The sequence below is a fragment of the Nocardioides szechwanensis genome (assembly GCF_900103935.1).
Classification (GTDB): Bacteria; Actinomycetota; Actinomycetes; order Propionibacteriales; family Nocardioidaceae; genus Nocardioides; species Nocardioides szechwanensis.
Window position 1 is genome coordinate 184,389 of the sequence record NZ_FNIC01000007.1, and the last position, 23,427, is coordinate 207,815.

Annotated in this window: 27 protein-coding genes; 4 read left to right on the forward strand and 23 right to left on the reverse strand. The window is 69.7% G+C overall.

Features of this window, described 5'->3' with window-relative positions:
• The first annotated feature begins 203 nt into the window (after positions 1–203).
• On the forward strand, positions 204–737 hold the full coding sequence (locus BLR90_RS21325; RefSeq protein WP_091026345.1) for a DUF952 domain-containing protein: 534 nt from the start codon (positions 204–206) through the stop codon (positions 735–737).
• 55 nt (positions 738–792) lie between these two features.
• Here BLR90_RS21325 and BLR90_RS16635 read toward each other — a convergent pair whose 3' ends face one another.
• Positions 793–1,683, reverse strand: a complete 891-nt coding sequence (locus BLR90_RS16635; protein ID WP_091026346.1) for an FAD-dependent oxidoreductase — start codon at positions 1,681–1,683, stop codon at positions 793–795.
• Between the two features lie 74 nt (positions 1,684–1,757).
• On the opposite strand from BLR90_RS16635, the gene BLR90_RS16640 reads away from it, so the two are divergent.
• Together BLR90_RS16640 and BLR90_RS16645 are read left to right on the forward strand one after the other, a co-directional pair.
• On the forward strand, positions 1,758–3,623 hold the full coding sequence (locus tag BLR90_RS16640; protein ID WP_091026347.1) for a right-handed parallel beta-helix repeat-containing protein: 1,866 nt from the start codon (positions 1,758–1,760) through the stop codon (positions 3,621–3,623).
• Positions 3,607–4,149 (forward strand): hypothetical protein, encoded by a 543-nt coding sequence (locus tag BLR90_RS16645; RefSeq protein ID WP_091026348.1) that lies wholly within the window; start codon positions 3,607–3,609, stop codon positions 4,147–4,149. Before BLR90_RS16640 ends, BLR90_RS16645 begins: the two co-directional genes overlap by 17 nt.
• Positions 4,150–4,156: 7 nt before the next feature.
• Here BLR90_RS16645 and BLR90_RS16650 read toward each other — a convergent pair whose 3' ends face one another.
• The 4 genes from BLR90_RS16650 to BLR90_RS16665 form a co-directional block, all read right to left on the reverse strand.
• Entirely contained in the window at positions 4,157–4,681 is a 525-nt protein-coding gene (locus BLR90_RS16650; protein WP_091026349.1) for a ferritin, read from the reverse strand.
• A gap of 37 nt (positions 4,682–4,718) precedes the next feature.
• Positions 4,719–4,925, reverse strand: a complete 207-nt coding sequence (locus BLR90_RS16655; protein ID WP_245715365.1) for a hypothetical protein — start codon at positions 4,923–4,925, stop codon at positions 4,719–4,721.
• A 63-nt stretch (positions 4,926–4,988) separates the two neighbouring features.
• Entirely contained in the window at positions 4,989–7,001 is a 2,013-nt protein-coding gene (locus BLR90_RS16660; RefSeq protein WP_091026350.1) for a protein meaA, read from the reverse strand.
• Positions 7,002–7,066: 65 nt separating this feature from the next.
• Complete coding sequence (locus BLR90_RS16665; protein WP_091026351.1) at positions 7,067–7,372, reverse strand: STAS domain-containing protein; 306 nt, start codon at positions 7,370–7,372, stop codon at positions 7,067–7,069.
• 125 nt (positions 7,373–7,497) lie between these two features.
• Between BLR90_RS16665 and BLR90_RS16670 the strand changes: the two genes are divergently transcribed.
• On the forward strand, positions 7,498–8,076 hold the full coding sequence (locus BLR90_RS16670; RefSeq protein WP_091026352.1) for a cob(I)yrinic acid a,c-diamide adenosyltransferase: 579 nt from the start codon (positions 7,498–7,500) through the stop codon (positions 8,074–8,076).
• 1 nt (position 8,077) lies between these two features.
• On the opposite strand, the gene BLR90_RS16675 is transcribed toward BLR90_RS16670, so the two are convergent.
• The 18 genes from BLR90_RS16675 to BLR90_RS16760 all read right to left on the reverse strand — a co-directional run bounded on the left by BLR90_RS16675 (position 8,078) and on the right by BLR90_RS16760 (position 23,426).
• Positions 8,078–9,229, reverse strand: a complete 1,152-nt coding sequence (locus BLR90_RS16675) for an MFS transporter (RefSeq protein WP_091026353.1) — start codon at positions 9,227–9,229, stop codon at positions 8,078–8,080.
• Complete coding sequence (locus tag BLR90_RS16680) at positions 9,226–9,666, reverse strand: DUF2550 domain-containing protein (protein ID WP_091026354.1); 441 nt, start codon at positions 9,664–9,666, stop codon at positions 9,226–9,228. Before BLR90_RS16680 ends, BLR90_RS16675 begins: the two co-directional genes overlap by 4 nt.
• A gap of 82 nt (positions 9,667–9,748) precedes the next feature.
• Positions 9,749–10,147 (reverse strand): F0F1 ATP synthase subunit epsilon, encoded by a 399-nt coding sequence (locus BLR90_RS16685; protein WP_245715366.1) that lies wholly within the window; start codon positions 10,145–10,147, stop codon positions 9,749–9,751.
• Positions 10,147–11,604 carry a F0F1 ATP synthase subunit beta gene (gene atpD / locus BLR90_RS16690; protein ID WP_091026355.1) on the reverse strand — a complete coding sequence of 486 codons (1,458 nt, stop codon included), beginning with the start codon at positions 11,602–11,604 and terminating at the stop codon, positions 10,147–10,149. Before atpD ends, BLR90_RS16685 begins: the two co-directional genes overlap by 1 nt.
• Positions 11,605–11,610: 6 nt before the next feature.
• Positions 11,611–12,537 carry a F0F1 ATP synthase subunit gamma gene (locus BLR90_RS16695; protein WP_091026356.1) on the reverse strand — a complete coding sequence of 309 codons (927 nt, stop codon included), beginning with the start codon at positions 12,535–12,537 and terminating at the stop codon, positions 11,611–11,613.
• 1 nt (position 12,538) lies between these two features.
• The gene (gene atpA, locus BLR90_RS16700) at positions 12,539–14,176 is read right to left on the reverse strand and encodes a F0F1 ATP synthase subunit alpha (protein WP_091026357.1); all 1,638 of its coding nucleotides are present in this window, start codon (positions 14,174–14,176) and stop codon (positions 12,539–12,541) included.
• Positions 14,177–14,226: 50 nt separating this feature from the next.
• Positions 14,227–15,036 (reverse strand): F0F1 ATP synthase subunit delta, encoded by an 810-nt coding sequence (locus BLR90_RS16705; protein WP_091026358.1) that lies wholly within the window; start codon positions 15,034–15,036, stop codon positions 14,227–14,229.
• The gene (locus BLR90_RS16710) at positions 15,036–15,632 is read right to left on the reverse strand and encodes a F0F1 ATP synthase subunit B (RefSeq protein WP_091026359.1); all 597 of its coding nucleotides are present in this window, start codon (positions 15,630–15,632) and stop codon (positions 15,036–15,038) included. The genes BLR90_RS16705 and BLR90_RS16710 overlap by 1 nt, the downstream gene beginning before the upstream one ends.
• 44 nt (positions 15,633–15,676) lie before the next feature.
• Positions 15,677–15,880 carry an ATP synthase F0 subunit C gene (gene atpE, locus BLR90_RS16715; RefSeq protein WP_056908071.1) on the reverse strand — a complete coding sequence of 68 codons (204 nt, stop codon included), beginning with the start codon at positions 15,878–15,880 and terminating at the stop codon, positions 15,677–15,679.
• Positions 15,881–15,939: 59 nt separating this feature from the next.
• The gene (atpB, locus tag BLR90_RS16720) at positions 15,940–16,782 is read right to left on the reverse strand and encodes a F0F1 ATP synthase subunit A (RefSeq protein ID WP_245715367.1); all 843 of its coding nucleotides are present in this window, start codon (positions 16,780–16,782) and stop codon (positions 15,940–15,942) included.
• Between the two features lie 46 nt (positions 16,783–16,828).
• Positions 16,829–17,005, reverse strand: coding sequence for an AtpZ/AtpI family protein (locus BLR90_RS21120; RefSeq protein WP_170254317.1), 177 nt, complete (start codon positions 17,003–17,005; stop codon positions 16,829–16,831).
• Between the two features lie 87 nt (positions 17,006–17,092).
• On the reverse strand, positions 17,093–17,572 hold the full coding sequence (locus BLR90_RS16730; RefSeq protein ID WP_091026361.1) for a hypothetical protein: 480 nt from the start codon (positions 17,570–17,572) through the stop codon (positions 17,093–17,095).
• Positions 17,573–17,618: 46 nt separating this feature from the next.
• The gene (locus tag BLR90_RS16735) at positions 17,619–18,821 is read right to left on the reverse strand and encodes a glycosyltransferase family 4 protein (protein ID WP_091026362.1); all 1,203 of its coding nucleotides are present in this window, start codon (positions 18,819–18,821) and stop codon (positions 17,619–17,621) included.
• Between the two features lie 4 nt (positions 18,822–18,825).
• Positions 18,826–19,485, reverse strand: a complete 660-nt coding sequence (locus tag BLR90_RS16740; protein WP_091026363.1) for an L-threonylcarbamoyladenylate synthase — start codon at positions 19,483–19,485, stop codon at positions 18,826–18,828.
• Positions 19,486–19,489: 4 nt separating this feature from the next.
• A complete protein-coding gene (prmC, locus tag BLR90_RS16745) occupies positions 19,490–20,335 on the reverse strand; it encodes a peptide chain release factor N(5)-glutamine methyltransferase (protein WP_091026364.1) in 846 nt (281 codons plus the stop codon).
• Positions 20,335–21,408: a peptide chain release factor 1 gene (gene prfA / locus BLR90_RS16750; RefSeq protein ID WP_091026365.1), complete on the reverse strand. Its 1,074-nt coding sequence runs from the start codon at positions 21,406–21,408 to the stop codon at positions 20,335–20,337. The genes prmC and prfA overlap by 1 nt, the downstream gene beginning before the upstream one ends.
• 88 nt (positions 21,409–21,496) lie before the next feature.
• Positions 21,497–21,727: a 50S ribosomal protein L31 gene (rpmE, locus tag BLR90_RS16755; protein WP_091026366.1), complete on the reverse strand. Its 231-nt coding sequence runs from the start codon at positions 21,725–21,727 to the stop codon at positions 21,497–21,499.
• Positions 21,728–21,848: 121 nt separating this feature from the next.
• Positions 21,849–23,426 carry a sensor histidine kinase gene (locus tag BLR90_RS16760; RefSeq protein ID WP_143016244.1) on the reverse strand — a complete coding sequence of 526 codons (1,578 nt, stop codon included), beginning with the start codon at positions 23,424–23,426 and terminating at the stop codon, positions 21,849–21,851.
• Position 23,427: the final 1 nt, after the last annotated feature.

Sequence of the window (23,427 nt, forward strand, 5' to 3'; positions counted from 1 at the left end):
CACACTCAACGAGGTCAAGTCCGCGCAGGGCAACCACGCAGGCCGCTTCGACCAGATCGAAAACACACTCAACGAGGTCAAGTCCGCGCAGGGCAACCACGCAGGCCGCTTCGACCAGATCGAAAACACACTCAACGAGGTCGTCCGGCGCCTTCCCGAGCTGCCGTGAGCCGGCTCGACGAGCCACGCCAGCGAATCCCCTGATGGTCCAGATTTTCCACATCGCGACCGTGGCCGACTGGGCCGCAGCTCAGACCTCTGGCGGCTACACGACCTCCACGATCGGACGCACCCTCGTCGAGGAGGGCTTCATCCACGCCAGCCGCGCCGACCAGTGGCAGGGCGTGCGCTCCCGCTTCTACGCCGACGTCACCGAGCCGCTCGTGCTGCTCGTCATAGACACCGAGCGGTTGTCGTCGCCGGTCGTCGAAGAGGCGGCGGACGAGAGTGGCGAGACCTTCCCTCACGTCTACGGCCCGATCAACCCCTCGGCTGTCGTGCAGACGATCCCCCTCGACGGCCGCCAAGCCCCCACCACCGACGCGTCGTTCTCCCAGCTCTTCATGGGCGAGGTGTTCCACCGCGTCGTCCTCGCCATCATCGCCATGATCACCGCCGTCGTCGGCGCGCTTGTCGGCGCCGTCGTCGAGCCCGACCTCGGCCCGTCCGTTGGCCTCCTCATCGGCCTGGCCGTCGGCGTCCTGTTCGCGATCGTCGTCCACCGCCGGCGCCGCTGAGGGCCACGTCCACGCGGGGGACTGTGATCCGCGCGCATAGCATCCCGGGCCACAGTCACCCAGCGGACACCAGCGCGGTGACCTCGTCGGCGCAGCCCCAGCTGAGCGTGACGCCGGCGCCGCCGTGGCCGTAGCAGTGGACGACGCGACCCTCCCGCTCCAGCCGTACGACGGGCCGTGCGGGCCGCAGGCCGACCTTGTGCCGCAGCACCCTGGCCGATGCGAGCGACGGCACCAGCGCGGAGGCGCGCGCGATGATCCGGGCTGAGGTCCCGGGGGACGGCGTACGGCTCCAGTCGCCCTCCTCGTCGGTGCCGCCGAGCACGATGTCGTGTGCGCGCGGGACGACGTACAGCGGGCCGGAGCTCTCCAGCCACCAGTGCTCCAGCCCGACCTGCTCGACCACGACGACCTGGCCGCGCACCGGCACGACCGAGGAGTCGGACGCGAGCAGCCGCGACCCGATGCCGGAGCAGTTGACGACGACGTCGGCTCCCCCAGGGAGGGCAGCGAGGTTCAGCCGGCTGAGCGTCCCGCCGAGGGCCTCGACCCGGCCGGCCAGCCACGGCAGGTAGAGCGTCATGTCGGCGACCGGCGCGACGAAGGACCAGCCGTCGGCGACCCTCGAGAGGGACGGCACAGCGTCGGCCCACCACGGCGACGACGCAGTGGACGCCACGACGTTCGTCCCGGCCATCATCCGCACCCCGGCGTCCGGCGACGACGCCGCAAGCCCCTCGAAGGCGCCGTACGACGTGGCCGCCCAGGCGGTCACGCGGTCCTGCGGCAGCGCGCGATAGGGGTACCAGAGCGCGGCCGCCACCGACGACGTGGTCTCCAGCGGCAGGTCCCGGGCGACGACGTCGACGCGGTGCCCGGCCTCGAGCAGCCGGACCGCGCAGGACAGGCCCACGACACCGGCGCCGACCACGATCACGCGACTCACGCCCCAAGTCTCCCCTACTGGCGCGTAACCCGGGTCACATCGCGCTCGTTGGGCGGGCAACGAAAGGATCGTCCATGTCTCGGTTCCGCCGGCTCGTCCTCAGTCTGTTCGTGATTCCCGCCCTGTCCGCGTCCGGTCTGGTCCTGGGGGGCCAGACCGCCGCATCCGCCCACGAGGAGCGTCCCGCGGAGTTCCCGAAGGGACTAGGCGCGGTGCCGAAGTTCCTCGGCTACGACAACCCCCGCAGCCGCGTGGTCTGCAAGGGAGCCGACAGCGAGCGCCGGATCAAGGCGATGCCCGCGGGGGCGGCGAAGCAGCGGAGCCTGCGGCTCCTCGAGCGCTGCGAGTTCAGCTCGATCCAGGACGCCGTGCGCTCGATCACCAAGCGCCGTACGTCGATCTACGTCCTGCCGGGCGTCTACGAGGAGCGCAAGTGGGGCCAGCGCAAGCGCAGTGACTACTGCTCCCACCTCGGCACGCAGTCCGACGAGCCGCTGCTCGGGTCCAACTACATCGGCAGCATCTCCTCCCCCGAGACGCCGGCGCCCGACGGCCTCGCGGCCGAGGCGGAGGCCGAGACCGACCCGATCGCGCTGTCGTACGCCGACCAGCGCCGCTGCCCCTACAACCTCAACCTGATCTCGATCTTCGGCGACCAGACGCCGGGCAACGGCTCGATCGCCTGCGACAGCCGCTTCTGCGGCACCCAGATCGTCGGCACCGGCCGCCGGATGACCGACGTGGTCGTCGACAACGACTTCCAGAAGCTCAACGCCATCCGGCTCGACCGCGCCGGCGGCTCCTACGTCTCCAACATGACCTTCCAGCAGGCGGAGTTCAACGCCGTGTACGTGCTGGAGACCGACGGGTTCGTGCTCGACCGGCTGATCACGCGCGGCAACGACGAGTACGGCATCCTCGCGTTCGCCAGCGACCACGGCCTGATCCAGCGCTCCAACGCCTACTACAACGGCGACTCGGGCATCTACCCCGGCTCGGGCTCCGACCTCAACGGCGACAACCCCGAGTTCGAGGTCACCCGCTACGCCATCGAGATCCGCAACAACCGCAGCCACCACAACACTCTGGGCTACTCCGGCACCGCGGGCAACTCGATCTGGGCCCACCACAACGACTTCTACGACAACGCCACGGGCATCGCCACCGACTCGCTGTTCCCGGGCCACCCCGGCCTGCCACAGGACCACGCCCGGTGGGACCACAACGAGGTCTACCGCAACAACACCAACTGGTACACGAAGTTCGTCGACCAGGGTGTCTGCGACCTGCCGATGCCGCAGCGCGGCTACATCAACGGCACGGTGTGCCCGGTCGTCCCCACCCCGGTCGGTACCGGCGTGCTGATCGCCGGCGGCAACTACAACTCCACCGACCACAACTGGATCTACGACAACTGGCGGGTCGGCACCATGCAGTTCTGGGTGCCCGCGCCGCTGCGTGACGAGATGGACCCGGCCAAGCTCTACGACACGTCCAATCACAACCACACCACCGACAACCACATGGGCAGCACCCCCGAGGGCAAGGTCCTCGAGAACGGCATGGACCACTGGTGGGACGACCAGGGCGTGGGCAACTGCTGGCAGGGCAACATATATGCCGACGGCACCCAGGACGACAACTTCGTCCTGCCGCTCTCCTGCACCGACGGTGGCTCGGTGTTCCTTCCGGGCGCACCGGTCAAGGACGCCGGCTTCCTGAGCTGCAGCGAGTACGACCGGTCCGACCCGACGCTTCGTCACCCGCCGGGATGTGAGTGGTTCGACAGCCCGACCAAGCCGTCCGCCAACCGCGCGGCGTCCGACGTACCCGGCGCCGACCGGGAGCGTGCGGTGAGCGGTGCCCCGCTCTTCGCTGCCACCGGCGGGCTGATCCTGCTCCTCAGCCTGGGGCGCAAGCGTCGTGCGCGGACGGCGTAGCGCACTGGTCGCTGCCGGCGTGCTCGTCCTCGTGGCGGGCGGCGCCGGCGTCGCCATCGCCCGCAGCACCCCCAGTCTCGAGGCGGTCGGGCCGACCTCGGTCTCCGGCACCGAGGCGACGGCGGTCTTCGAGGTCGGTGACCGTACCGTCCGCCAGATCCGGTACGACGACGGCGGGACGCTGCGCTACACGTTCCGCCTCGAGAACGACGGCCCGCTGCCCGTCACCGTGCTCGGCCTCGACGAGGAGCAGGCCGACCCGCGGCTGTTCACGTTCGTCGGGCTGACCGAGCAGACGATCGGCGCGGGCGAGTCGGCCGACCTGACGCTCGCGATGTCGATGGGCGGCTGCGAGACGCTGTCGTCGCGCTCGGGGTCGTTCGTGAGCACGATCGCCGTGCGCACCCAGCAGGCGGGGCTGTTCGAGGACGTCGTCGTGCTCGCGCTGCCCGAGGAGGTCCATACCGGATCTCCCCGCGAGGCGTTCTGCCCCAACTCGACCGCGACCTCGCGGCCCCAGGGCTGAGCCAGCCTCAGGCGCCGGCGATCCTCGGGGCCGTCGGGTCGGCGTCGCCGCTCTTCTGCTCGCGGGCGACGTACTCCTCGATGTCCTCGATGTCGTCACGGTTGCGGGTGGTCACGGCCAGCAGGTCACTCATCGTCGCGACCTCCTCGACCTGCTCCTTGATGAACCACTGCATGAACTGCTCGGAGGCGAAGTCGCCCTCCTCGCGCGCGATCCGCAGCAGCCCGTTGATCTGCTCGGTGACCCGCTTCTCCTGGTCGAGGGCGAGCGCCACCGGCGCGACGACGTCGGCGAACGCCGCCTTGGGGGCGTCGACGCCGGGGATCAGCACCTCGGAGTCGGTGTCGAGGAGGTACTGCACCATCATCATCGCGTGGTCGCGCTCCTCGAGCGCCTGGGCGTAGAAGAAGGCGGCCATCTGCGGCATCGTCTTGTCGTCGTAGTAGACGGCGCAGGCGAGGTACTGGTTGTGCGCGGCGAGCTCGTTGCCGATCTGCACGTTGAGCTGCTCGGCGAAACGCGGTGCGGGCAAGGGGATCCTCGGCTTTCGTCGATGGACCGCCAGAAGGTCAGGCGGCCTTGGCGAGCTTCTTCTTGGTGACCTTCTTGCCATCCACCGTCACGAGCTTGCGCTTCTTCACGGTATACCCGGAGGGCAGGGTGCCTTCCTTCAGCATCCGCAGCGGGCAGCGCCCGCACTTGGACTTGGAGACACAGCACTCGGTCTTCGGGAGCTTCCTCACCGACGACATCGCGGAGGCTTTCTGCTTGGGCATGTAGGCAACCCTAACAGAGGCTAGCCTCACCTACAGAGTGGTCCGCGCCACGTCGGTCGGGCGTCAGTCGAGTCCGTTGGCCTCGCGGATCACGTCCACGATCCCGCCCATGATCTCGGTCAGCCCGAAGTCCTTGGGCGTGTAGACCGCGGCCACGCCGAGCTCCTTGAGCCGCTTGCCGTCGGAGTCGGGGATGATCCCGCCCACGATCACCGGCACGTCGGCCAGCCCGGCCTCGCGCAGCCCGTCGAGGACCGACGGCACCAGCTCCATGTGGGAGCCCGACAGGATCGAGATCCCGACGCAGTGCACGTCCTCGGCGACGGCGGCCGAGACGATCTGCTCGGGCGTCAGCCGGATGCCCTGGTAGATCACCTCGAAGCCGGCGTCACGGGCCCGTACGGCGACCTGCTCGGCGCCGTTGGAGTGCCCGTCGAGCCCGGGCTTGCCGACCAGCAGCCGCAGCCGCCCGCCCAGCTCCTCGCCGGTGGCCCGCACCTTCTCGCGTACGGCGGTCAGCTCGGCGCCGGCCTCGGCGACCCCGACGGCGCCGCTGACACCCGTGGGTGCACGGAACTCGCCGAACACCTCGCGCAGGGTCCCAGCCCACTCCCCCGTGGTGGCGCCGGCACGGGCCGCCACCAGGGTCGCTGCCATGAGGTTCTCGGTGGTCTTGGCGGCCTCCGCGAGAGCGGTGAGCGCCGCGGCGACCTCCGCCTCGTCGCGCGTGGCCTTCCACTCGGTGACCGACTGCTTGGCCTGCTGCTCGGCCTGCGGGTCGGCGGACATGATCGCCCCGTCGAGGTCGGCGGTCAGCGGCGACGGCTCGGTGGTCTCGTAGACGTTGACCCCGACGACCTTCTCCTCGCCGCTCTCGATCCGGCCGCGCCGGGCGGCGTGGGCCGAGACCAGCTCCTGCTTCATGTAGCCGGACTCGACGGCCGCGATCGCGCCCCCCATCGCCTGCACGCGGTCGATCTCGGCGCGGGCGCCGTCGACGAGCTCGCGGACCTTGGCCTCGATCACGTGGGAGCCGTCGAAGATGTCGTCGTACTCCAGGAGGTCGGACTCGAAGGCCAGCACCTGCTGCAGCCGCAGCGACCACTGCTGGTCCCACGGGCGGGGCAGGCCGAGCGCCTCGTTCCAGGCCGGCAGCTGCACGGCGCGGGCGCGGGCGTTCTTGGAGAGCGTCACCCCGAGCATCTCGAGAACGATCCGCTGCACGTTGTTCTCGGGCTGCGCCTCGGTCAGGCCGAGCGAGTTGACCTGGACGCCGTACCGGAACCGGCGCATCTTGGGGTCCTGCACGCCGTAGCGCTCGCGGGTGATCTCGTCCCACAGCTCTACGAAGGCGCGCATCTTGCACGTCTCCTCGATGAACCGCACGCCGGCGTTGACGAAGAACGAGATCCGGCCGACGACCTTCTCGAAGTCGTCCTCGGAGACCTGCCCCGACGCCTTGACCTGGTCGAGCACCGCGATCGCCGTACAGAGGGCGTAGGCGAGCTCCTGCGTCGGCGTCGCGCCGGCCTCCTGCAGGTGGTAGCTGCAGATGTTGATCGGGTTCCACTTCGGGATCTGGTGGACGGTGTAGCTGATCATGTCGCCGATCAGGCGCAACGAGTGCTCCGGCGGGAACACGTAGGTCCCGCGCGAGAGGTACTCCTTGATGATGTCGTTCTGGGTGGTCCCGGCCAGCAGGCCGGCCACCTCCTCGGGCGACAGATCGGGGTTCTGCTCCTCGGCGGCGACCTGGTACATCGCCAGCAGCCACATGGCGGTCGCGTTGATCGTCATCGAGGTGTTCATCTCGGTGAGCGGGATCTGGTCGAACAGCTTGCGCATCTCACCGAGGTGCGGCACCGGGACGCCCACCTTGCCGACCTCGCCCCGCGCCAGCGGGGAGTCGGGGTCGTAGCCGGTCTGGGTCGGCAGGTCGAAGGCGACCGACAGTCCGGTCTGACCCTTCGCCAGGTTGGTGCGGTAGAGCGCGTTGGACGCCGTGGCGGTCGAGTGCCCGGCGTAGGTGCGCATCACCCAGGGCTTGTCCTTCTGGGGACGGTCCTTCTCGGTCATCCCCCGAGGGTAGGACGTGACCTACCTGTTGGTAACCGGACGGACGTGTGGGTTATCCGACACGCTCAGGCCGAGGCCGCCGCGCGCTCGATCTCGACCACACGGATCAGCCGGGAGATGTGGAGCATCCGGCGCACGGCCGGCCCGCACCCGCGCAGGGTGAGGTGATGGCCCTCGCGCACCGCCTGCCGGGTCGCGAACGCGAGCACCTTGAGCGCCGTCACGTCCACCGTCGTCACGTCGGTGAGGTCGACGACGACGTCGTCGTGGGTGTGGAGCTGGTCGTAGATGGCGTTGCGGACCTCCCACGTGCTGCGCACGTCGAAGTCGCCGCTCAGCACGAGCGTCGGACCATCGGTGACGATGTCCATCTGCCAGCCTCGTCTCCTGCAAAAGGTAAAGACCTGTCACCCACTATGACGCGGCACACACCCCGAAGGTTGCACCCGGACGGGTGAGACTTTTGGGCGAGTCGTGGCGCACTAGTCTCGACGGCATGGTCAACCTCACCCGGATCTACACCCGCACAGGCGACGGCGGCGAGACCCGCCTGGGCGACATGAGCCTCACGTCCAAGAACGACCTGCGGCTGCACGCCTACGCCGACGTCGACGAGGCCAACGCCAACCTGGGGCTCGCGCTGGCCGTGGGCGACCTCGAGCCGGACGTCGTGAGCGTGCTGACCCACATCCAGAACGACCTGTTCGACGTCGGCGCCGACTTCTGCACGCCGGTCGTGCCCGACCCGGAGTATCCGCCGCTGCGTATCGAGCAGGACTACGTCGACCGGCTCGAGCAGTGGTGCGACCACTACAACGAGACCCTCCCCAACCTGCGCTCGTTCATCCTCAACGGCGGCACCCCCGGCGGCGCCCACCTCCACGTCGCACGGACCGTCGTACGACGTGCCGAGCGGTCGGCCTGGGCGGCCTTCGAGCAGCACGGCGAGTCGATGAACAAGCTCGCCATCACCTACCTCAACCGGCTCTCGGACCTGCTCTTCATCCTCGCCCGCCACGCCAACCGCGAGGCCGGCGACGTCCTGTGGGTGCCCGGAGGCGAGCGCGGGAAGTGACCTAGGGCGAGCGTACGGCGAGGACCGCCGCCGCGGCCGGGGCCATGAGCACCGTGACTGCGAGCAGCGCGTCCAGGGTGCCGACCCGGTCGCCCAAGGCGCCCAGGAGGGGCGGACCGGTCAGGAACGCCGCGTAGCCCACCGTCGAGACGACGCTGACCCGCGCCGCAGCTCTCAGCGGGTCGTCGGCCGCGGCGCTCATGCCGACGGGGAAGCCGAGCGAGGCACCCAGTCCCCAGACGACGATGCCGACCGCGGCCAGCGCCAGGCTCCCTCCCAGCACCGTGAGCAGGGTGCCCGCAGCCACGGCCGCGGCCGTCGCCCACAGCACGGCCCGGCGCCCGAAACGGTCGAGGGCGACCGGCCCGAGCAAGCGGCCGGACGTCATGGCCGTCACGAACAGCGCGTAGCCGCTGACGCCGACCCAGTGCCGCTCGTCGTAGCCGTCGATGATCGCCAGCGAGAGCCAGTCGTTCGCCGACCCCTCGGCCACGGCGAAGGTCAGCACCATGAGGCCGATGGCGAGGGTGCGTGGCTCGGTCCACGCCGACCGGGGCGGCCCCGACTCCGGGTGCACCTCCGGGCGTACCGGCAGGAACTCACGGACCGCGACGAACGCCGCCAGCAGGGCCAGCACCGCCACACCGCCGAAGTGCGCCAGGACGGGCGCGTGCCAGGCCGCCATGGCGACCCCGACCCCGGCGCCGCCGATGTTGCCGAAGGACCAGCCGGCGTGAAAGCGCGGCATCACGGTGCGCCCGAGCAGCCGCTCGACCTCGGCGCCCTCCACGTTCATGGCGACGTCCCACACCCCGCTGCCGACCCCGAACAGGAAGAGCCCGACGGCGGCCGCCGGCACCGACGCGGCCGTGAACGCGCCTACCGCGCAGGTCACCAGGCCGACCGCCGTGACCGTCGCACCGAGTCGTACGACGGTCGCGGCGCTCGTCCAGACGATCAGGCGGCCACTGGTCGGCAACGACAGGATCGAGCCGGCCGCGATGGCGAGCAGCAGCAGCCCGAGCGCGCCGTTGTCCAGGTCGAGCTCGGCCCGCAGGTCCGGGATGCGCGAGATCAGGCTCGCCATGAGCACCCCGTTGAGCACGAACGCAGCGGCGACCGCGCGCTTCGAGCTGGGGAGGGTGGGACTCACCGTGCCCAGTCGGTGCCGGGCGGGCGGGCCTCCAGCCAGGACTGGAAGCCGGTGAGGGAGGCCGGGCTCATGGCCAGCTCGACCTCACCCGCAGCGGTCTGGCAGTGGATCACGACGTGGTCGGGGTAGAGCGACATCTGCTCCGCGCCGATCGCCTCCCGGCGGCCGTCGTAGCTCAGGTCGTCACGGGCCCAGATGCGGGTCGGGGTCGGTCGCAGCGTGAAGATCCGGAACCACTCGAGGTGCTGACCGGAGTAGCGACCGAGTCCGAGAACCCAACCGCGCCCGGGCCTGTCGGACCGGACGCGATGGCTGAGCTCGAAGGTGCCGCCGTGACGCGAGAGCATCCGGCGGCGCACTACGAGGGCGAAACCCCAACTGAGGACGAGCAGCAGCAGGACAGCGGCAACGTCGATCAGCCACTGCCACACCGGCATCCGGTCCCCCTTCCCCTCGGACGTCCCACCCTATCGGCAGGGAGCCGCGGTCCCTCCACGAGGGGCCGCCCGAGAAGCGGGGTCAGGAGGCCTTCTCGACCGCCCTGATCCGGGCCTCGGCACGACGGATGCGCAGCTCGCGCTCGTCGCTGGTGGGCATGCCGTGCGCGGCGTCGAGCTCGGCCTTGGCCTCGTCGATCTGGATCTCCTCGGCGAGCAGGACCCGCTCGGAGAGGATCGAGACCCGGTCGCCCGCGACCGAGAGGAAACCGCCTTCGACCGCAGCCACCACGCCGCCGTCAGGCGTCGTGATCTCGACGGTGGCCTCGGTGAGCAGCGACAGCATCGGCGCGTGGCCGCGCAGCACGCCGACGTCACCCTCGACCGTCCGGGCGATGACCATCGACGCCTCGCCGGACCAGACGGTCCGGTCGGCGGCGACGAGCTCGACCCGGAGGCCGGTGTCCATCTCGGAAGCCATCAGAGGCTCTTCTGGATCTCGGCCCACTTCGCCTCGACGTCGTCCAGACCGCCGCACATGAAGAAGGCCTGCTCGGCCACGTGGTCGTAGTCGCCGTCGGCGATCTTGTTGAACGCCTCGATGGTGTCCTTGACCGGTACCGTCGAACCCTCGATGCCGGTGAACTGCTTGGCGACGTAGGTGTTCTGCGACAGGAACCGCTGGATCCGGCGAGCGCGGGACACGATGATCTTGTCCTCTTCGGACAGCTCGTCGACACCGAGGATCGCGATGATGTCCTGGAGCTCCTTGTTGCGCTGCAGGATCTGCTTGATCCGGATCGCGCAGTCGTAGTGCGCCTGCCCGATGTACTGGGCGTCGAGGATCCGCGAGGTCGACGTCAGCGGGTCCACCGCGGGGTAGATGCCGAGCGACGCGATCTCACGCGACAGCTCGGTGGTGGCGTCGAGGTGGGCGAACGTCGTGGCCGGCGCCGGGTCGGTGTAGTCGTCGGCGGGCACGTAGATCGCCTGCAGCGAGGTGATCGAGTTGCCTCGGGTCGAGGTGATCCGCTCCTGGAGCTGACCCATCTCATCGGCCAGGTTGGGCTGGTAGCCCACGGCGGAAGGCATGCGGCCCAGCAGGGTCGAGACCTCGGAGCCGGCCTGGGTGAACCGGAAGATGTTGTCGATGAAGAGCAGCACGTCCTGGTTCTGCACGTCGCGGAAGTACTCCGCCATCGTCAGCGCCGAGAGGGCGACGCGCAGACGCGTGCCCGGCGGCTCGTCCATCTGGCCGAACACGAGGGCCGTCTGGCCGATGACGCCGGCCTCGGTCATCTCCGCGATGAGGTCGTTGCCCTCACGGGTGCGCTCGCCGACACCGGCGAACACCGACACACCACCGTGGTCCTTGGCGACTCGGGCGATCATCTCCTGGATCAGCACGGTCTTGCCGACACCGGCACCACCGAACAGACCGATCTTGCCGCCGTTGACGTACGGCGTCAGCAGGTCGATGACCTTGATGCCGGTCTCGAACATCGTGGTCTTGGCCTCGAGCTGGTCGAAGGCCGGAGCCTTGCGGTGGATGCCCCACCGCTCCTTGACCTCGTACTCCTCACCCTCCTCGAGGTTGAGGACGTCACCGGTCGCGTTGAACACGTGACCCTTGGTGATGTCACCCACGGGAACCGTGATCGGGCCGCCGGTGTCGGTCACCGTGGCGCCGCGCACCAGGCCGTCGGTCGACTGCATCGAGATGGCGCGGACCATGCCGTCGCCGATGTGCAGCGCGACCTCGAGGATCAGCGTCTTGGTCTCGCCGTTGAGCTCGAGGTCGACCTCGAGCTTGTTGTACATCTCGGGCATCGAGTCCGCGGGGAACTCGACGTCGACGACCGGTCCGGTCACTCGCGCGACGCGACCGGTGCCGGCGGCGCCCGATCCGGTCTTGGTCTCTTCAACAGTGGCAGTCATGGTCTCTCACTCATTCCCTGAGTTGGCGTCGGCCAGCGCGTTGACGCCACCAACGATCTCGCTGATTTCCTGGGTGATGCCGGCCTGGCGGGCCTGGTTGGCAACACGGGTGTACTTCTTGATGAGCTCGTCGGCGTTGTCGGTGGCCGACTTCATGGCCTTCTGGCGTGCGGCCAGCTCGGAGGCGGCCGCCTGGAGCAGTGCGAAGAAGATCCGGCTCTGGACGTACTGCGGCAGCAGCCCGTCGAGCACGGCCTCGGCCGACGGCTCGAACTCGTAGAGCGGCAGAACCTCACCGCTCGAGTGCTCGTCGCCCGTACCCTCCTCGGCCTCGATCACCTCGAGGGGAAGCAGGCGGACCGCGGTGGGCTCCTGGACGAGCATCGAGCGGAAGCGCGTGTAGACCAGGTGCACCTCGTCGACGTCGCCGTCCTCGCCCTGCTGCTTGAGGAACGACTCGATCAGCACGCGACCGATGTCGGCGGCCGTGTCGTACGACGGCTGGTCGGAGGCGCCGGTCCAGGCCTGGATGATCGGGCGCTGGCGGAACCTGAAGTAGGCCTCGCCCTTGCGACCGGCGATGTACCAGTCGATCTCCTTGCCCTCGCCGCGCAGCTTCTCGGCGAGCCGCTCGGCCTCCTTGAGCACGCTCGAGGAGTAGGCACCGGCGAGTCCACGGTCGCTGGTCACGATGAGGACGGCGGCCCGCTTGGGGTCCTCCTCCTCCCGCGTCAGCGGGTGGTCGACGTTGGAGAACGTCGCGACGGCCGATACCGCACGCGTCAGCTCACGGGCGTACGGCGCTGCCGCCTGTGCCCGCTGCTGCGCCTTGATGATCCGGGACGCAGCGATGAGCTCCATGGCGCGCGTGATCTTCTTCATCGACTCCGTCGACTTGATCCGCGCGCGGTACTCGCGCAGCGAGAGGGCCATCTCAGCCTCGCTTCTGCTTGACGATCTGCTCCTGGTCCTCGTCCTCCAGTGCCTCGGCCGGGGCCTCGTGGCCGACCTTGATCGAGCCACCTTCGGAGGTCTCGAACTCGTTGAGGAAGGAGTCGTAGGCGTCAGAGGCAGAGGACTCGGTCTCGTCCTCGAACTTCAGGGACTCGCGGATCGCGGAGAGGATGCCCTCGTGCGAGCGGCGCAGGTAGTCGAGGAACTCGCGCTCGAAGCGGAGGACGTCCTCGACCGGGACCCGGTCCAGGCGACCCGAGGTGCCCAGCCACAGCGAGATGGTCATCTCGTCGAGGGGGTAGGGCGAGTAGGCCGGCTGCTTGAGCAGCGCCATCAGGCGGCCGCCGCGGTCGAGCTGCTGGCGGGAGGCCGCGTCGAGGTCGGAGGCGAACATCGCGAACGCCTCCATGGCGCGGAACTGGGCCAGGTCGACCTTGAGCGACCCGGTGACCTGCTTCATCGCCTTGGTCATCGCCGAACCACCCACTCGCGACACCGACACACCGACGTCGATGGCCGGGCGCTGGTTGGCCGCGAACAGGTCGGACTGCAGGAAGATCTGCCCGTCGGTGATCGAGATGACGTTGGTCGGGATGAACGCCGAGACGTCGTTGGCCTTCGTCTCCACGATCGGTAGGCCGGTCATGGAGCCGGCGCCCAGGTCGTCGGAGAGCTTGGCGCACCGCTCGAGCAGACGGCTGTGCAGGTAGAAGACGTCACCCGGGTAGGCCTCGCGGCCCGGCGGGCGGCGCAGCAGCAGCGACACGGCGCGGTAGGCCTCGGCCTGCTTGGTCAGGTCGTCGAACACGATGAGGACGTGCTTGCCGGCGTACATCCAGTGCTGGCCGATGGCCGAGCCGGTGTAGGGGGCGAGGTACTTGAAGCCGGCGCTGTCGGACGCGGGGGCGGCGACGATGGTGGTGTACTCCAGCGCGCCGGCCTCCTCGAGGGCACCACGCACGGAGGCGATGGTCGAGCCCTTCTGACCGATGGCGACGTAGATGCAGCGGACCTGCTTGCTCGGGTCGCCGGTCTCCCAGTACTGCTTCTGGTTGATGATCGTGTCGATCGCGACCGTGGTCTTGCCCGTGGCGCGGTCGCCGATGATGAGCTGGCGCTGGCCGCGGCCGATCGGGGTCAGGGCGTCGATCGCCTTGATCCCGGTGGCGAGCGGCTCGTGCACCGACTTGCGGTGCATCACCGAGGGGGCCTGGAGCTCGAGCGCACGGCGGCCGTCGGTCTCGATCTCGCCGAGCCCGTCGATCGGGGTGCCCAGCGGGTCGACCACGCGGCCGAGGTAGCCCTCGCCGACGGGGACCGAGAGGACCTCGCCCGTGCGACGCACGGTCTGGCCCTCCTCGATCTTGTCGAAGTCACCGAGGACGACGGCGCCGATCTCGCGGGTGTCGAGGTTGAGGGCCAGGCCCAGCGTGCCGTCCTCGAACTCCAGCAGCTCGTTGGCCATGGCGGAGGGCAGACCACTGATCCGCGCGATGCCGTCACCGGCCTCGGCGACCGTGCCGACCTCTTCCTTGCCGGCCGCTTCCGGCTTGTAGTCGGAAACGAACTTCTGGAGCGCGTCGCGGATCTCGTCCGGACGGATCGAAAGCTCCGTCATGTCTGCCTACTCTCTGACTCAGGTGAACTTGTTGGTCTGGGTTGCCGGCGTCAGCCGGCGAGCTTCCGTCGTGCTTCGTCGATGCGGGCCGCCACGGTGCCGTCGATGACGTCGTCACCGATCTCGACCCGCATGCCTCCGAGGAGGGCGGGGTCGACGGTGACGTTGAGGTGGACCTCGCGGCCGTACTGCTTGCTGAGCGCCCGCTGGAGGCGGGTGCGGTCGGCATCGGAGAGCCCCTGGGCCACACGCACCTTGGCCACGCTCTCCTCGTGCACCGACGCCGCGATCTTCTGGTAGTCGGCGATCGCCAGGCCCACCGTGCGGTAGGCACCCGAGAGCGCCTGCTCGGCGAGAGCCAGCGCCTCCGGGAGGACCTTGCCCTCGAGCAGCGAGCGCAGCAGCGTCCGCTTGTCCTCGACGGACCGGGCGGGGTCGCCCAGGGCCGTGCGGAGCTCGGGGTTGTCGTTGATCGTCTGTCCGATCACGAACAGCTCGTCGGAGAGTCGGGTCGTGTCGGCGGCCTTCGTGCCCACCGAGCGGACCACGGCGATGACGCCGAGTTGCTCGAGGGTGTCGGCCAGGTCACGCGTGGCGGTCCACCGTCGGGAGACCGCGTCGGCGACCAGGTCGAGCGCCGCCTCCTCGATCTTGCCCTCGAAGATCGAGCGCATCAGGCCCGACTTGGCCGAAGAGTCCGTTGAGACGTCCGTCGCCAGCCGTCGCAGCGCCGGCTCCGAACGGAGCACGGCGGCCACGCCGAACAGGTCCTGGCCCAGGCTGGTGCCGGGGTTCTTGACCTGGCCGAGCTGGTCGCGAAGACCAGCCCCGGCCTCTGCGGAGGCGCCACGCACGGACATCAGCTCACTCCACTGCCGGACGTGCCGGCACCAGTGGACTCGATGGCCTCGAGGTCGGCGAGGAAGCGGTCGACCACGCGCGAGGAGCGCTCGTCGTCGTCCAGGCTCTCGCCGACGATGCGGCCGGCGAGGGTCGTCGCGAGCGCGCCCACCTCGGTACGGAGCGAAGTGACCGCCTGCTGGCGCTCCGCCTCGATCTGAGCCTTGCCGTGCTCGGTGATGCGGGTGGACTCGGCCTGGGCCTGTTCCCGCATCTCGGCGATGATCTGGGCGCCCTGCTCGCGCGCCTCCTCACGGATGCGCGCAGCCTCGTGCCGAGCGTCGGCGAGCTGCTTCTCGAGCTCGGCGAGCTTGGCGTCGGCCTCGGCCTGCTTGGTCTCCGCGGCCGCGAGGCCACCCTCGATCGCCGTCGTGCGCTCGGCGTACGTCGCCTCGAACGCCGGGACCACGAACTTCCTCACGAGGAAGAACAGGATCCCGAAGACGACGAGCGAGAGCGCGATCTCAGCCAGGTGCGGAAGCAGCGGGTTGAGCGCGGGCTCCTCGCCCTCTTCGCCTTGGGCCCTCACGACGAGCGGGAGGATGAGTGTCTGCATGGCAGTCCTTTGTGTTCGGTCGGCCTACGTCGGTGGGACGTCGGTCAGAGGACGAACGCGAGGGCGATACCGATGATCGCGAGCGCCTCGGCGAGCGCGAACCCGAGGATCGCGATGGACTGGAGGCGGGACTGTGCCTCCGGCTGGCGAGCGACACCGCTGATGTACGCGGCGAAGATCAGACCGATGCCGACACCGGGCCCGATGGCCGCCAGGCCGTACCCGATCATGTTGAGGTTGCCGTCCACGGCGATTTCCTTTCGGTTGTTTCTATCTCAGGTTGTACAGCTGTGGGGGTGGTGCTTGGTCAGTGCTCGTCGGCCAGGGCGCCCTGGATGTACATGGCGTTGAGGAGGACGAACACGTAGGCCTGGAGGAACTGGATCAGGATCTCCAGGAAGGCAACGGCCAGGAAGAGCACCCAGGCGAGGACACCGACCGGGGCGTAGGCCAGGCTCATCTCGACGATGAGGTACTCGCCGCCGAGGGCGAACAGGATCAGCAGCAGGTGGCCCGCGAACATGTTGGCGAAGAGTCGCAGCGCCAGCGTGACCGGCCGGACGATGATGTTGGACATGAACTCGAGCGGCACCAGGAGCAGCAGGATCGGTCCGGTGATGCCGGCAGGCACCGACTGGAGCTTGAAGTAGCCCCCGATGCCGTGCTTCTTCATGCCGACGACGTTGTAGATGATCCAGCTCATCAGCGCCAGGCCGTAGACCATGCCCGAGCGCGAGAACGTCGGGAACTGGATGAAGGGGATCGACGCGAACAGGTTGTTGAGCAGGATGAACGTGAACAGCGTGAACAGGTAGGGCACGAACCGCTGGTAGTCGTGGGTGCCGATGATGTCGCGGCCCAGGGAGTTGCGGACGAAGCCGTAGGCCTCCTCGCCGACGAACTGCAGCTTGCCCGGCACCATCGCGCGCTTGCGCGACGCCAGGTAGAAGAAGCCGAAGATCAGGACCGCGGAGAGCACCAGCTGCAGCATCGGCTTGGTGACGCCGAGGACGAACTCCTGGCCGAAAGCGTGGAAGGTCCCGAAGTCGCCGCCGATCGGAGGCAGGTCGAAGTCAGCCGGTCCCGGGGGCGTGAAGCCCTCGGTTCGGATGCTCCCCTGGGGGAGAAGTGCGCTGCCGATGCCGCTCAACGTGTCTCCTGTGTCGTTGCTGCCGTCTTGTGCACTCGTGCTTGGTTCAGCTCTGCTCGTCCGTCTCGCTCGGCCGGAAGCGCATCCAGGTCTGGTAGGTACCCAGGACAGCGCCCAGCAAGATCCCCACCGCGACCAGGAACGAGGTGCCCAGCCATCGGTCGAAGAGCCATCCGATCAACCCGTAGAGCAGTACGCCGGAGACCAGATAGCCAAAAGCCATCCAGGGATCTCCGCGAGGTTCGTCGTCGTGCTCCCCAGGGGGAATCTCCTGAGCCATCGCGGACAGGACGATAGCAGCCGTGAGGACTCATCGTTCACCCCCCTGTGCGGGCTGGGTGGTGACCTGCGAGGGCAGCTCGTAGACCGGGATCCGGCGCCGCGTGGTGAGCACAACCTGGCTCACGAGCCAGATCGCGGTCCCGCCGATGACGACGCCGGCGAGCCAGCCCCGGTCGACGGTGGAGTCGAGCAGGCCGGAGCCGGACAGGATCGCGAAGACCAGGCCCATCAGGACGACCTGGAGCGTGTAGGTGAGCATCGCGACCATCAGCGCCGCGGCGGGCATCAGCCCGGCGACCACGTTGACCACAAAGGAGCCGAAGCCCAGCACACCGACCACGAGGAGGGTGCCGACCAAGGCGCCGAGGGCGGCTTCGGAGCCGCTCACGAGGGCGCCGACGACCGTGGCTGCGAGACCCAGGAGCAGCGCCGCGCCACCTGCTCCGAGGAGCACGCTGGCGCCGCTGTCGCGGTCAGCCTGCCCGGTGCGGGGAGCGTCGGTCGTCATGTCGGCGGCCGTTCTGTGGGGGTCGATCGGGTGCTCGTGAAAACTATCACAAAGTCTCGGTAGCGCCCGAATCGGCCGCCGGCTCCCCTTCCGCGGACCCCGGGTCGGCCGGTTCGACCAGGTCGGCCAGCAGCTGCGGTCGGTGGACCACCGGCAGGATGAACGTCAGGAGCAGGGTCACGGTGGCCATGGCTCCCAGGGCTCCCCACATCCGCGGGCCGGTGTAGAGGCTGGCGAGCACGGTGCCGAACGCGATCAGCGCCGCCCACAGCCACATGATCACGACAGCGCGGCGGTGCGAGTGGCCGATCTCGAGGAGCCGGTGGTGCAGATGCTGCTTGTCGGGGGCGAACGGCGAGCGTCCCGCACGGGTCCGACGTACGACGGCGAGGACGAGGTCGGCGAGCGGGACGATCAGGATCAGCACCGGGAGCGCGAGCGGCAGCAGGAACGGCAGCAGGCTGGCCTGGGAGCCGTCGGCGCCCTGGGTGAGCTCGTTGCCGCGGAACTGGGTGGTGATGGTCAGCGCCGTCGTGGACAGCACCAGGCCGATCAGCATCGACCCGCTGTCGCCCATGAACAGCCGCGCCGGGTGGAAGTTGTGGGCGAGGAATCCGGTGCAGGCACCGGCCAGGGAGGCGGAGAGCAACGCCGCCGTCGTCGCCAGGGACGCGCCGTTGAGGTTGGCCAGCTGGTAGCTGAAGAGGAAGAACGCCGCCGCGCCGACGCCCACCACGCCGGCGGCGAGCCCGTCGAGGCCGTCGACGAAGTTGACCGCGTTGACGGTCGCGACGACGACGACGAGGGTCAGCAGCGCCCCTTGGGCGGGGTCGAGCACGAACTGGTAGCCGTCGGGTCGCGGGAAGAAGTTGAACTGAAGGCCGGAGTAGATCAGCAGGCCCACGGCCAGCACCTGGCCACCGAACTTGGTCAGCGCGTCGAGGTCGAAGATGTCGTCGAGCACCCCGATGCCGCACACCATCGCCCCCGCGATGAGCACGTACTTGGCGTCCACGAACACGAACGGCCCGCCGTTGGAGAGGAACGGGAGCTCGCGCGCCACGACGTACGCCGCCACGAGCCCGCCCAACATCGCGATCCCGCCGAGGTAAGGGATCGGCTCGGCGTGGACGTCACGGTCGCGGACCTTGGCCACGGCCCCGGTACGCAGCGCGATCTCACGAGCCACCACGGTCAGCAGATAGGTCACCGCCGCCGCGACCAGGAAGACCAGGAGGTACTCGCGCACCGGCTCAGCCCTCGTCCGTCAGCGTCGCCCCGAGCGGCTCGAGCACCTCGTTGAGCTGCTCGAGCGTGAGCGCACCTCGGCGCAGGATCCGGCCCTGGCTGCCGGTCACGTCGACGATGGTCGAGGCCTCGCCCCCGGGCGACTCCCCCGCGTCGATGATGACCGCGACGTCGTCGCCGAGCATCTCCTCGGCCTGGTCGGCGTCGGTGGCGGCCGGCATGCCGGTGCGGTTGGCCGAGCTCACGGCCAACGGGCCGGTGCGCTCCAGGACCTCGCGCGCGACGTCGTGGTCGGGCATCCGGACCGCGACCGTGCCGCGGGTGTCCCCGAGGTCCCACTGGAGCGACTGCTGCTGGTGGCACACGAGCGTGAGCGGGCCGGGCCAGAAGGCCTCCACCAGGGCCCGCGCGTAGCCCGGCACCCGCACCGCCAGCGCGTCGATGGTCGTGGCCGAGCTGACCAGCACCGGCGGAGGCATCTCGCGGCCCCGGCCCTTGGCCTCGAGCAGCGCCCGAACCGCGGCCGGGTCGAAGGCGTCGGCCGCGACGCCGTAGACGGTGTCGGTGGGCAGGACCACGAGCTCACCACGCTGGATGGCCAGGCTCGCGGCCTCGACCGCGGTCTCCAGCTCGTCCGGGGTCTCGGTCGGGTAGCGCTCGCTCACGGCCTCATCGTGCCAGTCGCGCCGTCACGAAGCGCGGACGGTCGGCCAGATCGCGGTGGTCGCGTACGTCGGTCCAGCGCCCGGTGGCGGCGAACACCGCCGGCGCGGCCTCTCCCTGGGCGTCGGCGTGCTCCGCGCCCACGACGCCGCCGCTCCGCAGGAGCAGTGCGGCCCGCGCCTCGAGGACCCGGATCGCGTCGAGCCCGTCGGCCCCGGAGAAGAGCGCCAGGTGCGGGTCGTGGTCGCGCGCCTCGGCAGCGACCGACTCCCAGGCCTCGAGCGGGATGTAGGGCGGGTTGCACACGATCACGTCGACGGTGCCGGCCAGGTCGTCGAACGCGGTGGCCAGGTCACCGAGGCGCAGCTCCACGTCGGTGCCGGCCAGGTTGCGCTCGGCCCACGCGTGGGCATCGGGGTCCAGCTCCACGGCGTGGACGCGGGCGTGCGGCAGCTCGTCGGCGATGGCCTTCGCGATCGCACCCGACCCGGTGCACAGGTCCAGCACCACCGGCGCCTCCAGGGCGCCGGCCTGCTCGATCGCCCAGCCGGCCAGCAGCTCGGTCTCGGGCCGCGGCACGAAGACGCCGGGGCCGACCTGCAGCTCCACGTGGCGGAAGTACGCCGTACCGGTGAGGTGCTGCAGGGGCTCACGGACCGCGCGGCGGGCCACCAGGTCGGCGAACTGCCGGGCCGCGTCGTCGCCGACCTCGTCGACGAGGACGAGGCGGCTGCGGGTCGTGCCGAGCACGTGGGCCAGCAGCTCGGCCGCATCGTGCTCGGGGCTGGCCACCCCGGCCTCGGCGAGCTGCGCCACCGCCTGGGTGACCAGCTCTCGTCGCTGGCCGGCCATCAGTTCTCGAGGGTCGCGAGACGCGCGTCGAGGTCGGCCTGGATGCAGGAGTCGAGCACCGGCTGGAGGTCGCCGTCGAGCACCTGGTCGAGGTTGTAGGACTTGTAGCCCGTGCGGTGGTCGGAGATCCGGTTCTCGGGGTAGTTGTACGTGCGGATCCGCTCGGAGCGGTCAACGGTCCGGACCTGGCTGCGACGGATGTCGCTCGCCTCGGCGTCCGCCTCCTCCTGCGCCGCGGCCAGGAGCCGGGCGCGCAGGATGCGCATCGCCTGCTCCTTGTTCTGGAGCTGGCTCTTCTCGTTCTGGCAGCTCGCGACGATGCCGGTGGGGACGTGCGTGATCCGCACGGCCGAGTCGGTGGTGTTGACGCTCTGGCCGCCCGGCCCGCTGCTGCGGTAGACGTCGATGCGCAGGTCGTTGTCGTCGATGGTCACGTCGACGGTCTCCGCCTCCGGCAGCACCAGCACCCCGGCGGCGCTGGTGTGGACGCGGCCCTGCGACTCGGTGATGGGAACCCGCTGGACCCGGTGCACCCCGCCCTCGAACTTGAGCTGGGCGAACGGGCCCTCGCCCGGAGCCGGCGTGCCCTTGGCCTTCACGGCCAGGGTGACCGACTTGTAGCCACCGAGGTCGGACTCGGTGGCATCGAGGATCTCGGTGCGCCACCCCCGCTGCTCCGCGTAGCGGGTGTACATGCGCAGCAGGTCGGCGGCGAACAGGGCCGACTCCTCGCCGCCCTCCCCGGACTTGACCTCGAGCAGGGTGTCCTTGTCGTCGGCGGGGTCGCGCGGGATCAGCAGGTAGCGCAGCCGCTCCGCCGCCTCCGTCTGGCGCCCCACGAGGCTCTCGGCCTCCTCGGCGAACGAGGAGTCCTCGGCCGCCAGCTCGCGGGCCGCGCCGAGGTCGTCGCCGGCCACCTGCCAGGCACGGTACGCCGCGATGATCGAGCTGAGCTGGGCGTAGCGCTGGTTGAGCGTCTTGGCCAGGCGCGGGTCCGCGTGCGTCTCGGGCGCGCTGAGGCGCGACTCGAGCTCGGAGTGCTCGGCGACGTAGCTCTCGACGGCCTCGAACATGCGTACTCCTGGGTGGCTTCGGACTGCGGACAAATCACGAGCGCCGACCCGTCTGCATGGAGGCAGAGGGTCGGCGCTGTGAGTGCAGCTACTTGCTGTCGGCCTTGGTCTCGGCCTTCTTGGCGTAGCGGGCCTCGAAGCGGGCGACGCGACCGCCGGTGTCGAGGATCTTCTGCTTGCCGGTGTAGAACGGGTGGCACTGCGAGCACACGTCGGACTTGATCGTGCCGCTCGACATCGTGCTGCGAGTGACGAACTGCGCGCCGCAGGTGCAGGTCACCTGGGTGTCGACGTAGTCCGGGTGGATGTCCTTCTTCATGTTTTCCTCTCTTTTCCCATCTCTGGGAGGGCCGCCGGGTCGTCTCCGCGGAGTGCGGAGGCGTGAACCGGAACCAACGAGCAATGATAGAGAACGCCGAGGGGCCGGGCCTAATTCCCCGCTAGTCCCCCGCCGGGTCCTCGGCGACGCGTAGGCCGCCGTACCCGTGGAGGCGCAGCCGGATGAACACGGTGGTGCCCTTGCCCTCGGTCGACTCGATCATCACATCACCGGCGTGCTTGTCGATGATGGTCTGCACGATGCGCAGGCCCAGGCCGGTGCCCGCGATCTCGTTGGTCACCGCGTTGGAGGCACGGAAGAAGCGGGTGCCGAGCCGGTCGAGCTCGATCCGGGGGATGCCGATGCCGTGGTCCTGGACCGCGATCTCGACCTGGTGCGGCTCGAGCTTCTGGACGGTCACGTCGACCTGACCGTTGTCGTGGCTGAACTTGACCGCGTTGGAGAGCACGTTGATCAGGGCCCGCTGAAGCATCGCGCGGTCGCAGAGGACCGTCATCGGCTCGGCCGGGGCGGTCACCTCGATCCGGATCCCCCGCCGCGCCCCGGTGATGCGTACGTCGGTCACGCCGTCGCGCACCAGCGTGGTCACGTCGGCGGCCTCGAGGTCGGTGGCCCGGCTCTCCGCCTTGGACAGCGCGAGCAGGTCGTCGATGAGCGCCTTGAGCCGGGTCACGTTGCGCCGGGTCGCCTCGAGCATCCGCTCGTGGCGGGGCTGGAGCTGGCCGTCGAACTCCTCGGCGACCATCTCGAGGTAGCCGCTGATCGTCGTGAGCGGCGTACGGAGCTCGTGCGAGACGTTGCTGACGAAGTCGTCCTTGGCGGTGTCGAGCACCCGTAGCTCGTTCTGGATGCGGCCCTCGACCGCGCGGGCGCGCCCCTGCGCGTCGGCGTAGTCGTTGAGCGCGGTGGCGACCGAGCGGACCTCCTTGGGACCCCGGGCCTCGGCCCGGGCGTCGAGGTCGGTCCTGGTCATCTTCTGCACCGCGGACTCGAGCGATCGCAGCGGCTCCGAGATCTCGTTGAGCAGCCGGTTCCGGAAGCGGCCGACGAGGTACCACGCGGCCAGCGCCAGCAGGGCGACCGCGACGATCGTGCCGCGGAAGAGCAGCGTCGCCTCGCTGCGACCGTCACGGACCCGGGCGTCGAAGGCCGACTGGGTCTCCTGGTGGGCGGCCTCGAGCTTGCTGTACAGGTCCTGGCCGACGCGGAAGCGCTGCGGGTTGAAGGTGCCCGGGCCGCCCTTGGCGACGATCCTCGGCTCCGCGTACGAGTCGACCCACGCCTGGGTGCGCTCCTCGAGGCGGGCCACCAGCAGGTCCAGCTCGGCGTCGTCCGCGGCGAACTGGCGGACCTTCTGCTGGTCGGCGGGGAGCCGGCGCTCGGCCTGGCCGTAGTCGTCGACGGCCGAGCTCCGCCCGCTCAGCGCCCACGTGCTGACCGCGGCGTTCATCTCGGTCAGGTCCTGGAGGACCGCGGCGTTGGCGTCGGCCGCGGGCTGGACCTCGTCGGAGAGGTAGGAGACGGCGCGGAACGAGAGCACCATCCCGGCGATGGCGACCAGCGCCATCACGACCACCAGGGCGCCGAAGCGGAAGAGGACGGGGGTCACCAGGCGGGCGACGGGCCGCCCGGGGTCGGTCTTGGGCGTGCGCTTGCTGGGAACAGGGGTTTTGGACACA